The following is a 13,546-nucleotide window of genomic DNA, read 5'->3' on the forward strand; positions in this document are numbered from 1 at the left end:
CCATTCTAGGCGAAATAAGATTTGTCGTCAGGCGTGGGATAGGGGTGACTATGCGTTATCGCATACATTGTTCAGTAGCGGGGAGGTATCGCGCAGCGTACGCATCCGATCGATTTGCGGCTCCCGGGTTTCCGGCTCGAGAGGAATCAGTTCACGGCTATCGCAATTGAGTACATACGGATGGTGGGTAATCACATCGGTGTAGTGGCGTTCGAACTGATAAAGAATAAATTGTGCCACTCGCGCATCGTCGCTGGTACCCAGTTGAATGTTCTCGCTGTCGACGACGCTGAATTTGGTCGTCACTGGAAAGATGAACGTCCACGGCCGCCAGACCTGTTGACTTGTAGCGCTGGAAATCACCTCAGCGGTGTCGGGAAGCTGCTGCTGCTTATGCTCAAACCACGAATATTCCATATGGATCTGGTAGCTGATCATACCCAGCCCCCCGCAAACGGGCACAATCCATTTGGGTAATCGCTTACCGCTGAGCGTGCGCAGTAATAAGCCAACCCCTGCCGCTGCCAAGCCTGCAAATATGGCGGCAATCAGATGCCAAATCATAATACGTCCTTCTAAAAAGCCATCGGGCCTCCCGGAGGAAGCCCGATGGCGGGTCGATTCCACAGCCTGCGACCCTTGAGTCGGCAGGTAAGGGATGATTATGACTTAATGGTCAACGGCAACGCCAGCGCCTTTCGGGTAGCGAACGCTTTCGACCAGGTCCTGAATCTCCTGCGGAGGCTCGTTGGTCACCTTGCAGACCAGGAAGGCCACGGCGAAGTTGATCATTGCGCCGACCGCACCGAAGGACAGCGGCGAAATGCCGAACAGCCAGTTTTCCTGGGTGTTGGCCAGCATGTTGGTGTCGGGGATGAACAGCCAGCCCAGGTAGGTGAAGATGTACAGCAGGGTGCAGCCCAGACCAGCCAGCATACCGGCAACGGCGCCTGAGTTGTTCATCTTCTTGGAGAAGATACCCATCATCAACGCGGGGAACAGCGAGGCACCCGCGATACCGAAGGCCAGAGCCACTGTTTGCGCGGCAAACCCGGGTGGGTTAAGGCCAAGGTACGTTGCTACCAGGATGGCACCCGCCATGGAAATACGGGCGGCCAACATTTCACCTTTCTCGGTGATTTTGGGATTGATCATGGTCTTGATCAAATCGTGGCTGATGGCCGACGAGATCGCAAGCAGAAGACCGGCTGCCGTCGACAGCGCCGCGGCGATACCGCCTGCTGCAATCAAGCCAATGACCCAGCCGGGTAGGTTGGCAATTTCGGGGTTAGCGAGTACAAGAATATCGTTATTGACGGTCAGCTCGCTCCCTTCCCAGCCACGTGACTCAGCAATTTCGGCATATTCTTCATTGCTGTCGTTGTAGACCTGAATGCGACCATCATTGTTCTTGTCGTCAAAGTTGATGAGGCCGGTTTCTTCCCAGGTGCGGATCCAGCCAGGGCGATCCTCGTAGACAAGTGCCTGTTCCGCAGCGGCGTCATAGTCTTCTACTTGCCCTGCCATTTCCGGGTAGATCGTCGTGGCGAGGTTTAAGCGCGCCATGGAACCAACCGCCGGTGCGGTGAGGTAAAGTAGCGCGATGAACACCAACGCCCAGCCGGCTGACCAGCGTGCGTCAGCGACCTTCGGTACGGTGAAGAAGCGAATGATGACGTGGGGCAGGCCCGCGGTGCCGACCATCAGCGACAGGGTAAACAGCACCATGTTGAGCTTGTTGTCGACGTCAGCCGTGTAGTCCCGGAAACCCAGCGCGTTCACTACGTCATCGAGTTTCTCCAGCAGCGGAAGACCCGATTCAGTATGCGTGCTGAACATGCCAAACATCGGGATGGGGTTGCCTGTCAGCTGCATGGCAATGAATACCGCCGGGATGGTATAGGCAATGATCAGGACGACATACTGCGCGACCTGGGTATAGGTGATGCCCTTCATGCCACCGAAAACGGCGTACAGGAATACGATCGCTGCCGCAATCCAGATGCCGGCGGTGTTGGGCACTTCGAGGAAACGAGAGAACGCCACACCCGCACCGGTCATCTGACCGATAACGTAAGTCACCGAAGCCACGATCAAACAGATAACCGCTACCAGACGGGCCGTGTTGCTGTAGAAGCGGTCACCGATAAAGTCGGGAACGGTAAACTTGCCGAACTTACGCAGGTAGGGCGCAAGCAGCATGGCGAGAATGACGTAGCCGCCAGTCCAGCCCATCAGGAAGGTAGAGTTGGCGTAGCCACCAGAGGCCAGAAGACCCGCCATTGAAATGAAAGATGCCGCTGACATCCAGTCCGCGGCGGTTGCCATCCCGTTGGTGATCGGGTGGACGCCGCCGCCAGCGACATAGAAGTCTTTTGTCGATCCCGCACGTGCCCAGATCGCAATGCCTATATACAAGGCAAAGGAGGCACCTACGAAGAGCAGGTTGATTGCAAATTGGCTCATACCGGCTTACTCCCCTAGGCCAAATTTTTCGTCGAGCTTGTTCATTTTCCAGGCATAGAAAAAGATCAAGGCGATGAAGGTGAGAATTGACCCTTGCTGAGCAAACCAGAAGCCCAGGTCGGTCCCACCGACAGGGATTGAGGCCAGTAGCGGGCGAAAGAGAATAGCGCAGCCGTATGAGACGAATGCCCAGACAGCCAAGCATCCAATAATGGTACGGACGTTGGCTTTCCAGTATTCAGCAGCATTGGATTTGTCGTCTGCCATTGTGTTGCTCTCCACTAGTGTTTTTTAGGTTGGAAAGTTCACTCGGAATAGCGGTTGACCCACCAGGTCAATCGCACGTTTTAGATCCACTCGCTTTTTGTGATGTCATGAATCAGCTGTTCGTTAACACGTCACTTGGCTAAGAAGGACTTTGAGTGGTGCAACGACGTGCGATTACCCTGCATGACTCACTGACAATACTGGGCAATAAATGCAAAAATTAAATCCCAGACTTTGGTATCAATAAACTTTGGTGGTGAACAAAAGGTATCCAATCAGTTGAAAATGAGCCTTTTTGTGGGTTTTTGACGCTATCGTGCAAAGTTTTATTAGCTGCATGGGACGATGGTCTAGGTGGGGAGTATAGGGCGATGTTTGCTATGTTCAGAATATGGAAAGCCCGCTTTTTTAATAAGTCTAAAAGGGACGATTTGTTTTGTCAGTGACATGCCGACAACGTAAATAAAGCGCATTAGACATTAGCGCAATAACCCAAAGTAGTAGTTGAGAGACTGGTTGAGAAGAGTGGTTGTGAGATGTAGTTGAGACCGTCAGGTTATCTGACTCCGCATTATTCTAATGAGGTCATGCCCATGGTAGATGTAGACCTTTCCCAGCCCCCGTTTTCACTGCTGGATGACGAGGGCAAGGATCACGTGCGTCGTGGCATGGACCTCGCCTATTTTGAACGCCACGATATTATTGTCGAGACAGGCCAGACTGGCGAGTACGTCTATTTGATCCACAGGGGGGAGGTCGCTGAACTGGACCCTACCTTGCCATCGTCCATGTCACGTATCGGGCACTACACGGCAGGCGACTTATTTGGCGCAATCAGTATATTGAACGGTAAAAGCCGCTACCGCTTTCAAGCGGAGCAGGAATGCCTTTGTTACCTGATGCCCAAAGCGTTATTCAAGACGCTGTGTCAGAAGTACCCCGAGTTTAGCCAGTTCTTCCGCCAGTCACTGGCCCATAAAGCTCGCCTGTTGACCGAAAAGCGCGCCGAAGGCGGCGTGACGATGGCGGGCTTCATGCTGGCCCGCGTCAGCGAATGCATGCGCGCACCGCTTCTTCTGCCTGCCAACGCGGATATCGACAAGGCCGTGCGCACGCTCAGCGACAGCCATGCCGACAGTTTGCTGGTCGATGCCTCCAGCCAGACGGGTATGGTGACCAAGACCGACCTGCTCAATGCCATTGTGCTGTCGCAGCGCCCGGTGACCACGGCGCTTGCCGATATCGCCCAATATACCCTGGTGACGGTGAAGTCCGATCAATACTTGTTTGAAGCGCTGGTCAGCATGACGCGTCACAAGGTTACGCGTGTCGTGGTGGTGGACGATAAACAGGTCGTCGGCGTCGTCGAGTTGACCGATGTGCTGAGTTATTTCTCCAGTCGCAGTTATGTGGTCAGTCTCCAGGTTGAACAGGCCCATGACTTGACCGAGTTGGCAACTGCCAGCCACCGCACGCCCGAATTGGTCAGCGCGCTGATGGCCCAGGGTGTGAAGCTGCGTTTTGCGATGGATCTGCTGGCGGCACTGAACGGTCGCATCATGAGCAAGGCCTGGGAGTTCACGATTGATGCGGCGCACCACCAAGACAGCTGCATGATGGTCATGGGCAGTGAGGGGCGCGGCGAGCAAATTCTCAAGACCGATCAGGATAATGGGCTGATTCTGGCCGATGATGCAGACTGGACCGCGGTGCACGACGACATGCAACGGCTTACCTCGACCCTGATCGAGCTGGGGTATCCGCCGTGCCCGGGCAATATCATGGTGTCGAACCCGGACTGGGTCGCCACGGTGAGTGAATGGAAAGGGCGCATTGCGCGCTGGGCCAGCGCGCGGGACGGCGACAGTCTGATGAAACTTGCCATCATGCTTGATTCCCACGGCGTGGCGGGCAATCCGAGCCTGCTGGAAAGCGTGCGCGAAGAGCTGTTCGAGCGCTGCTCGCGGGATGAGTTGCTGCTGTCTTACTTCGCCCGCACCGCGCTGCGCTTTTCCACGCCGCTGACGCTGTTCGGTTCGCTAAAGAAGCCCCAGCACGGTATCGATATCAAGAAAGGCGGCATTTTTCCCATTGTTCATGGTGTTCGCACACTGGCGCTTGAACGGCGTATTCATGCCACCTCGACATTTGAACGTCTGGATGCACTGGCAGAGGACGGACGACTCAACCGTCGTTTTGCCGATGACCTTGGCGAAGCCCTGGCGCTGTTTAGCGAGTTGCGGCTCAAACAGCAACTGGACGACATTACCAACGACGGCTCCGGTGACCAACAGGAGCGATCCAACCGCGTCGTGGTGCAGGAATTATCGTCGTTGGAGCGCGATTTACTGCGCGAAGCGCTGCATATCGTCAAGGATTTCAAGCAGCGTCTCTCGCATCGTTACCATTTGGAGTATTCGTGATCAGTCGACACTATCTGGACGCCCCTTTCGCTTGGCTTGGCGGCATGCTGCGCAGAGGAAGCGAGCGCCGCCGTTATGCAGCTTCTCCCTACGCATGGCTCTTCCAGCCCTACCTGGGCAATGAGCTGGTGGCATTGGCATGCTTTGCTCACCATGGCGTCATGAGCGTAGCAGCGGTCACACTGCGCCAGCATCAGGTGCTGACCAGTCGTGCCTGGGTGGCAGCGCTCATTGAAGACGCGTGCGGAAGTGATGCCGCCGAGCGGCGCCATCAACTGCTGTATAGCGTCGAGGCGACCAAACCGTTGAACATTGAAAGCCTGCGCTCGCTGGTTGAGTTTATCGGTAATCGGCCAATCATTGGCTGGCAACTCGACCAGCGTCTCGCCCCGCTTGAGCAGGCGCTTCGCCATCATTTGGGGTTTGGCCTGCCCAATGCCCGGGTGGATGTTACCAAGCTGCATCAGCGCCATCTGCGTCGTCTACATCCCCAGGCGGAACACGCGGCCGAGCTGGCGCGTGCGCTTGACTGCTGGCAAGTGCCCAGTAAGACGCCTCAGCGGGCACTGGAAGACGCCACAGCCAGCGCGCTCTTGTACCTTCGTCTGCAGCGTAACGAGGTAGATACTGTTTCATAGCGGCCTGCGATTGGGTCATTGCGCTGTGAGTTGCTAGAATAACGGCTGCTTCTCTTACCATCGGCAGTGCTATTACCATGCAACATGATCTTGTTCATTTTGATCCAGCGTTGGCGACTGCCGACGCGACATCCAGCTTATCCGAAGCGGCTGACACTTCGGAGTCCCAAGATGTCAGACAAAAACGCGAGTTCAATAAGCTGCAAAAGCGGCTCCGCCGTGAAGCGGGCAATGCGATTATCGACTATCGCATGATCGACGAAGGTGACCGCGTCATGGTGTGCCTGAGCGGTGGCAAGGATAGCTACACCATGCTGGAAATGCTGCTCAGCCTGCAGCGCAACGCGCCGGTCAACTTCTCGCTGATAGCCGTCAACATGGACCAGAAACAGCCGGGGTTTCCCGAGCATGTGCTGCCGACCTATCTCGAGCAACGCGGTGTGGACTACCACATTCTGGAACGTGATACCTATTCGGTGGTGAAGGAGAAAACCCCCGAAGGCAAAACCACCTGCGCGCTGTGTTCGCGCTTGCGGCGCGGGTCGCTGTATGGCTTTGCCGAGGAAATCGGTGCGACCAAGATCGCCCTGGGGCATCACCGGGAAGATATCCTGGAAACGCTGTTTTTGAACATGTTTTTCGGTGGCAGTTTGAAATCAATGCCGCCCAAGCTGCTCTCCGATGATGGCAAGAATATCGTCATCCGGCCGCTGGCCTACTGCAAAGAAGCGGATATTGCCGAGTACGCGCGTTTGATGGCGTTTCCCATTATCCCCTGCAACCTGTGCGGCTCCCAGCCCAATATGCAGCGCCAGGTGGTCAAGGAAATGTTGGCCGAATGGAACAAGAAACACCCTGGCCGCCTGGAAAGCATGTTCAAGGCCGTCACCAACGTCGCGCCTTCACAGCTGGCCGACCGCGACCTGTTCGACTTTGCCGGGCTGGAGGCCAAGCAGGCGGAATTGAGGGCTGGGCGTATTCAGGCGCTCAACGTCGGTTAAGCGGGCTCTTCTTCGGCGAGTCGTTGAAGCTTCGCCATGTCGAGAATGTTTACCTCACGACCGGAAATGGCTACCACGTCCTGGGACTGGAAGCGACTGACAATCCGGCTGACGGTCTCAACGGCAAGGCCCAGGTAGTTGCCGATATCAGCCCTGGGCATGGAAAGACGGAAGCTATAGGGCGAGTAACCCCGGCGACGGAAGCGATCGGAAAGCGTGACCAGGAAGGTTGCCAATCGCTGATCAGCGGTCTTGCCCGATAGCAGACGCATCATCCGCCGGTCATTGCGCAGTTCTTTGCTCATGCTGCGATATATCTGGCCGCGTAACTCGGGCAGTTTCTCAGACAGTTGGTCCAGGCGGTCAAAGGGAATCTCACACACAGTGGTGGTTTCCAAGGCGATTACGCTGCCGGGGTAGTGCGGCTCATCGATAGCATCAAGCCCCACCAATTCACTGGGCAGGTAAAAGTTGGTCAGTTGGTCATGCCCGCCACCTTCGCTGGTGACCTGCTTGAGGCTACCAGAGCGCACCGCATAGACACTGTTGAAGGCATCCCCCTGATGAAACAGATGCTCTCCTTTCTTGAGGGGGGCGCGTCGCCGAATGATCGCGTCAAATTGATCGATATCCTCAAGCTCCAGTGCCAGCGGCAGGCACAGCGAACTCAAGCTGCAGGTCTGGCAGCGTGCTTCGTGCAGGACGGCGCGCCGCCGTTGCGGGGCTTCCAGCATTAGAGTCTCCAAAAGAGAATTCGTATGTTCATTATGGAAGCGTGTGCCCATGAATAACAACTGCTAAACAATATTCGAGTAGTGGTTGTCGGTCTGAGAAAGCAAGCGTGCATCAAAGGCCATGGCCAGGTGGCGTATTAACAGGCGTCCGACAGGCGTCACCTCCAGTAAACTGCCGCGGATATCGATCAAGCCGTCGTGTTGCGCCTGCTCCAGGGCGTTCAAGGCCGATTGAAAATAATCTCGCGCATCGACCTGCCAGCGCTCACTGAGCGCTGACAAGTCGAGCCGCATATCGCACATTAAACGCTCGATGGCTTCACGGCGAAGCAGGTCGTCTCGACATAGCCGTATGCCGCGTTGTGTGGCCAGTTGCCCTTGGTCAATCGCCGCCTCGTAGTGCTCAAGCGTGCTTTTGTTTTGTGCGTAGCTGTCATTCAGGCGTGAAATGGCGGAGACCCCAAGGCCGATAAGGTCGCATTGGGCGTGGCTGGAATAACCTTGAAAGTTGCGTTGTAGCGTACCGTGACGCTGGGCGATGGCCAGGCTGTCATCAGGGCGGGCAAAATGGTCCATGCCGATATGCACGTAGCCGGCGGTTGTGAGCAATTCAATCGTGATGCGCAGCATCGCCAGCTTTTCGTTGTGACTGGGTAGCTCGGCATCAAGGATCCGTCGCTGTGGAGGGAAGCGCTGGGGCAAATGGGCGTAATTGAAGACCGACAGGCGTGCGGGGTTCAGCTCGATCACCTGGCGAAGGGTTTGTGCAAAGCTGTCTGGGGTTTGTCTGGGCAGGCCGTAAATCAAGTCGAGGTTTAACGAACGGAAGCCCAGTCGATGGGCTTCGTCCATCAACGTTTCGGTTAGCGCCCGCGGCTGGGGGCGATTGATCGCCTTTTGAACCCGTGGATCGAGGTCTTGTACGCCCAGGCTCAAGCGATTGAAACCCAGTGACTGTAGATGACGCAGCGTCAGCACATCGGCTTCGCGAGGGTCGATTTCGATGGCATAGTCGCGCTCAGGGGCGTCTGAAAGCCCGAAGTGCGCATCCAGCTTATCCACCAGTTCGCTCATTTGATCGAGAGTCAGAAACGTCGGTGTGCCACCGCCCCAGTGGAGCTGTTCAACCGGGCGTCGGGTATCCAGATGCTGCGCTGTCAGCGCCATTTCCGTGTCGAGCCTTGCGAGGTAGGGCGCGGCGAGCGCGGTGTTTTTGGTCGCGATCTTGTTGCACGCACAGTAAAAGCAGACTTTGCGGCAGAAGGGGACGTGCACATACAGTGATAGTGGTCGTTGAGCTTCGTTACTGCGTTGCAGTGCCGCGCTAAACTCGTCGGCAGTGAACGCCGCGTCAAAGGATAGCGCGGTCGGGTAGGATGTATAGCGCGGTCCGCTTTTCGCATAGCGATGGAGGCGGTCAGGGGCCCACACCGGCGACGCGAGTGGATTACCAGGCGCTGAATGAATAGGGGCAGGCATGAGGCAGGGCTCCAGACTGAGTATTGATTCATGGTAGCGAGTGCCGCACGAGGCAACGTTGAGCCACGTCAAGGAAAAGCCCGTTACCGACAAGCGACACAGGAGGGGTGAGTTGGACGCGCAATGGCCAGAGGAAAAAGTCGTCAGCCAGCAGTTGCTGGCTGAAGCGGTCGCCGAGCAGGCCGAAGGCTGTTTTTGGCGGGAGGGCCTGGGGCCGCTCAGGCTTTATGGCCAGGCAGACCTCGGCTGCCTACTGCTCGCTCATGGAGCGGGTGCCGGGCAGCGTTCGGCCTTCATGCAGCAGTTTGCCAGTGCACTCGCGCGTAGGGGGCTGCAGGTGATTACCTTTGATCTGGGCTACATGCAGCAAATGCAGGCGACGGGCAAACGCCGCCCACCGCCCGCCATCGAACGGAGCGTTGCTGAACTGGCGCGTTGGTATGCCTGCCTGTCGCCGCTAACGATCAAGCCGCTATGGCTGGGGGGTAAATCCATGGGGGGCCGTGTGGCGAGTATGCTGGCAAGCGAGCAGCCTTGCCCCGGGCTGGTGATTGCCGGTTATCCCTTTCATCCCCCCAAAGCGCCCGACAGACTGCGCCTGGCGCACTGGTCGAAGGTGCCGGTGCCGGCGCTCATACTTCAGGGCGAGCGCGATCCGCTGGGGAATCGTGATGAAGTCGCGGGGTATGCGCTACCGGATAATGCCCGCGTGACCTGGTTGACCGATGGCGATCACGACTTCAAACCCCGCCGGGCATCGGGGCTTGATCAGACGATTTTGATTGACGAGGCAGCGGCTCATGGGGCATCCTTCGTGCGCGCTCAATCGCCGCAGTGAGGCGTCTGGAAAATTGCGTTGGAAACAGTCTTTGTAAGGACAGTATCTGGACGCAGTATTTCGACATAGTCTGTTGACTTCCTTCGCATCTACTGTAGAATGCAGCGCCACGTGACCAGCGGGTGGTTAGCTCAGTTGGGAGAGCACCAGCCTTACAAGCTGGGGGTCACTGGTTCGAACCCAGTACCACCCACCATCTTTTGATGGCCTGGAAACGTTGCAGTAAGGAAAGCACCTAGCGTTAGCAGTGCGATACAGCGGACCGGTAGTTCAGTTGGTTAGAATGCCGGCCTGTCACGCCGGAGGTCGCGAGTTCGAGTCTCGTCCGGTCCGCCATCGTCACTTTTTCGTTTGTTTTCCATGTTTTGTCGTATGTGGACCGGTAGTTCAGTTGGTTAGAATGCCGGCCTGTCACGCCGGAGGTCGCGAGTTCGAGTCTCGTCCGGTCCGCCACGATAAACAAGCGGTAAAAATTCAATTGGCAAAGTTCAGCTAATGATGCCAATGCGCTGGGTGGTTAGCTCAGTTGGGAGAGCACCAGCCTTACAAGCTGGGGGTCACTGGTTCGAACCCAGTACCACCCACCATTTGAATCGCTTGGCGTACTCAAATGGTAATGATGCAATACCCTGCTAGATATCAGTGCGATACAGCGGACCGGTAGTTCAGTTGGTTAGAATGCCGGCCTGTCACGCCGGAGGTCGCGAGTTCGAGTCTCGTCCGGTCCGCCATTACGCAGCTTTTATCTCCAGCAGCCAGAATTATCGGTTTTATACCGAACGAATTTAAAAAAACCCCGGATCATCGATCCGGGGTTTTTCGTATGTGCTTTATACAGCCGCTAACTCAGGCAATCGCACCCACGCCCGCTTTGGCGACCTGAACGTCCTGGTCCGGTTTGACGCCGGAAATACCTACCGAGCCGACCACCTGGCCGTCGACGATAATCGGCACGCCGCCGGAGAGCAGCCCTTGAAGTGGTGCGGATACAAAGGCGGTACGGCCGCCGTTGATCATCTCTTCAAAGACCTGGGTTTCTTTGCGACCTACCGCCGCGCTGCGTGCTTTCTGGGTGGCCACATCGGCGCTGAAGGGCGCCGCGCCGTCCAGGCGGCGTAGGGCAAGCAGATGACCACCATCATCAGCGACGGCGATGGTCACCGCCCAGCCATTGCTGTCGGCTTCTTTTTGGGCGGCATCAAGTACGTGGGTAACGTCTGCTTGGGATAAGACAGCTTTAGTTTGCATCAGGTGGTCCTTTGGTTGGTTTGCCGTTAAACATGCCCGTGCCATTCGCTTGGCACGGGGTAATGTGATGTGTGGAATCAGTGTAACGCAGCGTCGACGATTTCCACCCAATGGCGTACCGGCGTGCGGTTGGCACCGGCCAGGTGGGTTTGGCAGCCAATGTTGGCGGTGACAATCATTTCCGGATTGCCCGCTTCCAGAGCGTTGAGTTTATTGTCGCGTAGCTGGGTCGCCAGTTCAGGCTGGGTGATCGAATAAGTGCCCGCCGAGCCGCAGCATAGGTGAGCATCCTGCACCGGAGTCAGTGCAAAGCCAAGCTTGGTCAGCACACCTTCAACCGCGCCGTTGAGCTTCTGAGCGTGCTGCAGCGTGCAGGGGCAGTGAAACGCCAGCCGCTGGCTGGCTTGCACATCCAGTGACTCAAGCGGTTCGTCACGCAGCACTTCGACGATGTCCTTTGCCAGGGCGCTGATTTTCTCGGCCTTGTCGGCATAGTCCGGGTCGTCTTTGAGCATTTCGCCATACTCTTTGACGAAGGCGCCGCAGCCGCTGGCGGTTTGCACGATGGCTTCGGCACCTTGCTCAACGTGTGGCCACCAAGCGTCAATATTGGCCCGCACACGGGCGAGGCCAGCTTGCTGGGCATTGAGGTGGAAGTCGATCGCGCCGCAGCAGCCCACCTCGGATACCGGCGTCACGCTGATGCCCAAACGGTCGAGGATCCTTGCGGTGGCGGCATTGGTGTTGGGCGATAGACCTGGCTGGACGCAGCCTTCCAGCATCAATACCTGACGACTGTGCTGGGTACTCGGCCGCTGACCCGCGTCGACTGGCGCGCCCGGCATTTTGCTGCGTAGCTTGCCGGGTACCAGGGGTTTGAAAGTTTGGCCCAGCGCCAGCAGTGCCTTGAAGCGCTGCGGCTCGACCAGCATTTTGCGTAGTGCATAACGCTGCGCCCGCTCGGCAGCCGGTCGCGGTACGCGACGCTCAATTTCGGCCCGGCCAATATTGAGCAGCTTGTGATACTCCACGCCTGACGGGCAGGTGGTCTCGCAGTTAAGGCAGGTGAGGCAGCGGTCCAGGTGCAGGCGGGTTTCTTCGGTGACCTGATCGTCGTCATCACGACTCTCAAGTAGCTCCTTCATCAAGTAGATGCGACCACGAGGACCGTCGCGCTCATCGCCCAGCAACTGATAGGTTGGGCAGGTGGCGTTACAGAAGCCGCAGTGCACACAGGTGCGCAGCACGCGGTCGGCTTCCTGGATGTGCGGCTTTTCAAGGTCGGCATCGGTAAACTGCGTTTGCATGTCAGCTCTCCTGATTAAAACGCCGCATAGAGACGTCCCGGGTTAAAAATGCCGTGGGCGTCTAGTTCCGCTTTCAAGTTGCGGTGGTATTTTTCCACCACGCTGGGCAGCGGCGTAAAGGGGCTTTGCGTGCCACCTTGCGCATAGGGGGTATAGCAGGTGGCGTGGCCACCGGAGGTATGGCAGGCATCGCGAAGCGTATCGGCATCCAGCGATGTCTTCACCCAGCGCTGGCTACCGCCCCAATCGTAGAACATATCAGCGTCGTCGATACCCAACGCCAGAGGCGGTGTGTTGGGTGGCAGCGACAGCCGCCACAGTACCTGGCCTTCACTTGGGGTGAAAAACGCGTGCTGATGGTCGCGCAACTGCTGCCAGAAGCTGGCATCAAGGTCGTCACCGCCCAGGCGTTCACGCGTGGCTTTCACCGAGCTATGACCACCTTCCAGGCGGATAAAAAGCTCGTCCTGATGCCAGGCAGCGGCCGTGATCGGCAGCGGCTGACGGCCAAGCTCGGCGAGCTTCTTCAGCGCATCGTCGATACCCATTGACAGGCGCAAGCTGTGGCTGGCGCTGGGCAACGGCAGTACCTTGAAGGAGATATCGGCCAGCACGCCCAGCGTGCCTTGTGCGCCTGCCATGAGGCGGGAGAAATCGTAACCGGCGACGTTCTTCATTACCTCGCCGCCAAAGCGCAGCAGTTTGCCTTCCTGGGTAATGACCCGTGTGCCGAGAACGAAATCGCGAGCGGCGCCTGCCCAGGGCCGGCGTGGGCCGGAAAGCCCGGTAGCCACAGCGCCGCCAATGGTGCTGGCCTCGCCAAAGGCAGGCGGCTCAAAGGCGAGCATTTGATGGTTCTTGGCCAATTCGGCGTCTAGTGCGCTTAACCGGGTACCGGCGCGAACGGTGACCACCAGCTCGACCGGGTCATAGTCGACAATGCCGCTGTGACCGGCAAGGTTGAGCGCTTGGCCTTCCACCGGGCGGCCATAGAAGGCCCGGGTGTCGCCGCCGACAATGCGCAACGGTGTGCGTGAGGCGTGGGCCTCGCGGACCTGGTCGCACAGCGCCTCGGCGATGTCGCCATCCGCAGTGTGAGTCACGGTGTTAGTCATGGTCTTTCCTAGTCAGGGTCTTTACCTGGC

General features: G+C 57.4%; 12 protein-coding genes and 5 tRNA genes. 9 read left to right on the forward strand and 8 right to left on the reverse strand.

Features of this window, described 5'->3' with window-relative positions:
• Positions 1 to 48: 48 nt before the first annotated feature.
• The 3 genes from QC816_RS00485 to QC816_RS00495 all read right to left on the reverse strand — a co-directional run bounded on the left by QC816_RS00485 (position 49) and on the right by QC816_RS00495 (position 2,733).
• The gene (locus QC816_RS00485) at positions 49 to 564 is read right to left on the reverse strand and encodes a hypothetical protein (protein ID WP_309780546.1); all 516 of its coding nucleotides are present in this window, start codon (positions 562 to 564) and stop codon (positions 49 to 51) included.
• Between the two features lie 105 nt (positions 565 to 669).
• A complete protein-coding gene (locus QC816_RS00490; protein ID WP_085917101.1) occupies positions 670 to 2,466 on the reverse strand; it encodes a sodium:solute symporter family protein in 1,797 nt (598 codons plus the stop codon).
• 6 nt (positions 2,467 to 2,472) lie between these two features.
• Positions 2,473 to 2,733 carry a DUF4212 domain-containing protein gene (locus QC816_RS00495; protein WP_066318397.1) on the reverse strand — a complete coding sequence of 87 codons (261 nt, stop codon included), beginning with the start codon at positions 2,731 to 2,733 and terminating at the stop codon, positions 2,473 to 2,475.
• A gap of 593 nt (positions 2,734 to 3,326) precedes the next feature.
• On the opposite strand from QC816_RS00495, the gene QC816_RS00500 reads away from it, so the two are divergent.
• From QC816_RS00500 to ttcA, 3 genes are all read left to right on the forward strand, one after another.
• Entirely contained in the window at positions 3,327 to 5,156 is a 1,830-nt protein-coding gene (locus tag QC816_RS00500; RefSeq protein WP_199283962.1) for a putative nucleotidyltransferase substrate binding domain-containing protein, read from the forward strand.
• Positions 5,153 to 5,794 carry a 3'-5' exonuclease family protein gene (locus QC816_RS00505; protein ID WP_233337279.1) on the forward strand — a complete coding sequence of 214 codons (642 nt, stop codon included), beginning with the start codon at positions 5,153 to 5,155 and terminating at the stop codon, positions 5,792 to 5,794. Before QC816_RS00500 ends, QC816_RS00505 begins: the two co-directional genes overlap by 4 nt.
• 77 nt (positions 5,795 to 5,871) lie before the next feature.
• Positions 5,872 to 6,795, forward strand: a complete 924-nt coding sequence (gene ttcA / locus QC816_RS00510; protein ID WP_309780547.1) for a tRNA 2-thiocytidine(32) synthetase TtcA — start codon at positions 5,872 to 5,874, stop codon at positions 6,793 to 6,795.
• Here the strand turns inward: ttcA and fnr are convergent.
• Positions 6,792 to 7,529 carry a fumarate/nitrate reduction transcriptional regulator Fnr gene (fnr, locus tag QC816_RS00515; RefSeq protein ID WP_199283961.1) on the reverse strand — a complete coding sequence of 246 codons (738 nt, stop codon included), beginning with the start codon at positions 7,527 to 7,529 and terminating at the stop codon, positions 6,792 to 6,794. The genes ttcA and fnr overlap by 4 nt on opposite strands.
• A gap of 63 nt (positions 7,530 to 7,592) precedes the next feature.
• Positions 7,593 to 9,008, reverse strand: a complete 1,416-nt coding sequence (gene hemN, locus QC816_RS00520) for an oxygen-independent coproporphyrinogen III oxidase (protein ID WP_309780548.1) — start codon at positions 9,006 to 9,008, stop codon at positions 7,593 to 7,595.
• Between the two features lie 58 nt (positions 9,009 to 9,066).
• Here hemN and QC816_RS00525 point away from each other — a divergent pair, with 58 nt between their 5' ends.
• The 6 genes from QC816_RS00525 (at position 9,067) to QC816_RS00550 (ending at position 10,577) form a co-directional block, all read left to right on the forward strand.
• A complete protein-coding gene (locus tag QC816_RS00525; protein ID WP_309780549.1) occupies positions 9,067 to 9,846 on the forward strand; it encodes an alpha/beta fold hydrolase in 780 nt (259 codons plus the stop codon).
• 120 nt (positions 9,847 to 9,966) lie between these two features.
• Positions 9,967 to 10,042: transfer RNA gene (locus tag QC816_RS00530), tRNA-Val, on the forward strand.
• A 63-nt stretch (positions 10,043 to 10,105) separates the two neighbouring features.
• Positions 10,106 to 10,182, forward strand: a tRNA-Asp gene (locus QC816_RS00535).
• Positions 10,183 to 10,222: 40 nt separating this feature from the next.
• Positions 10,223 to 10,299: transfer RNA gene (locus tag QC816_RS00540), tRNA-Asp, on the forward strand.
• 58 nt (positions 10,300 to 10,357) lie between these two features.
• Positions 10,358 to 10,433: transfer RNA gene (locus tag QC816_RS00545), tRNA-Val, on the forward strand.
• Positions 10,434 to 10,500: 67 nt separating this feature from the next.
• Positions 10,501 to 10,577, forward strand: a tRNA-Asp gene (locus QC816_RS00550).
• A 115-nt stretch (positions 10,578 to 10,692) separates the two neighbouring features.
• Here the strand turns inward: QC816_RS00550 and QC816_RS00555 are convergent.
• From QC816_RS00555 to glcE, 3 genes are all read right to left on the reverse strand, one after another.
• Positions 10,693 to 11,094: a heme-binding protein gene (locus QC816_RS00555; protein ID WP_085917107.1), complete on the reverse strand. Its 402-nt coding sequence runs from the start codon at positions 11,092 to 11,094 to the stop codon at positions 10,693 to 10,695.
• 77 nt (positions 11,095 to 11,171) lie between these two features.
• Entirely contained in the window at positions 11,172 to 12,401 is a 1,230-nt protein-coding gene (gene glcF / locus QC816_RS00560) for a glycolate oxidase subunit GlcF (RefSeq protein ID WP_085917108.1), read from the reverse strand.
• Positions 12,402 to 12,415: 14 nt separating this feature from the next.
• On the reverse strand, positions 12,416 to 13,516 hold the full coding sequence (glcE, locus tag QC816_RS00565; protein WP_309780550.1) for a glycolate oxidase subunit GlcE: 1,101 nt from the start codon (positions 13,514 to 13,516) through the stop codon (positions 12,416 to 12,418).
• Positions 13,517 to 13,546 lie beyond the last annotated feature (30 nt).

Origin of the sequence: Vreelandella janggokensis, from assembly GCF_031451615.1 — a bacterium.
GTDB lineage: Bacteria > Pseudomonadota > Gammaproteobacteria > Pseudomonadales > Halomonadaceae > Vreelandella > Vreelandella janggokensis.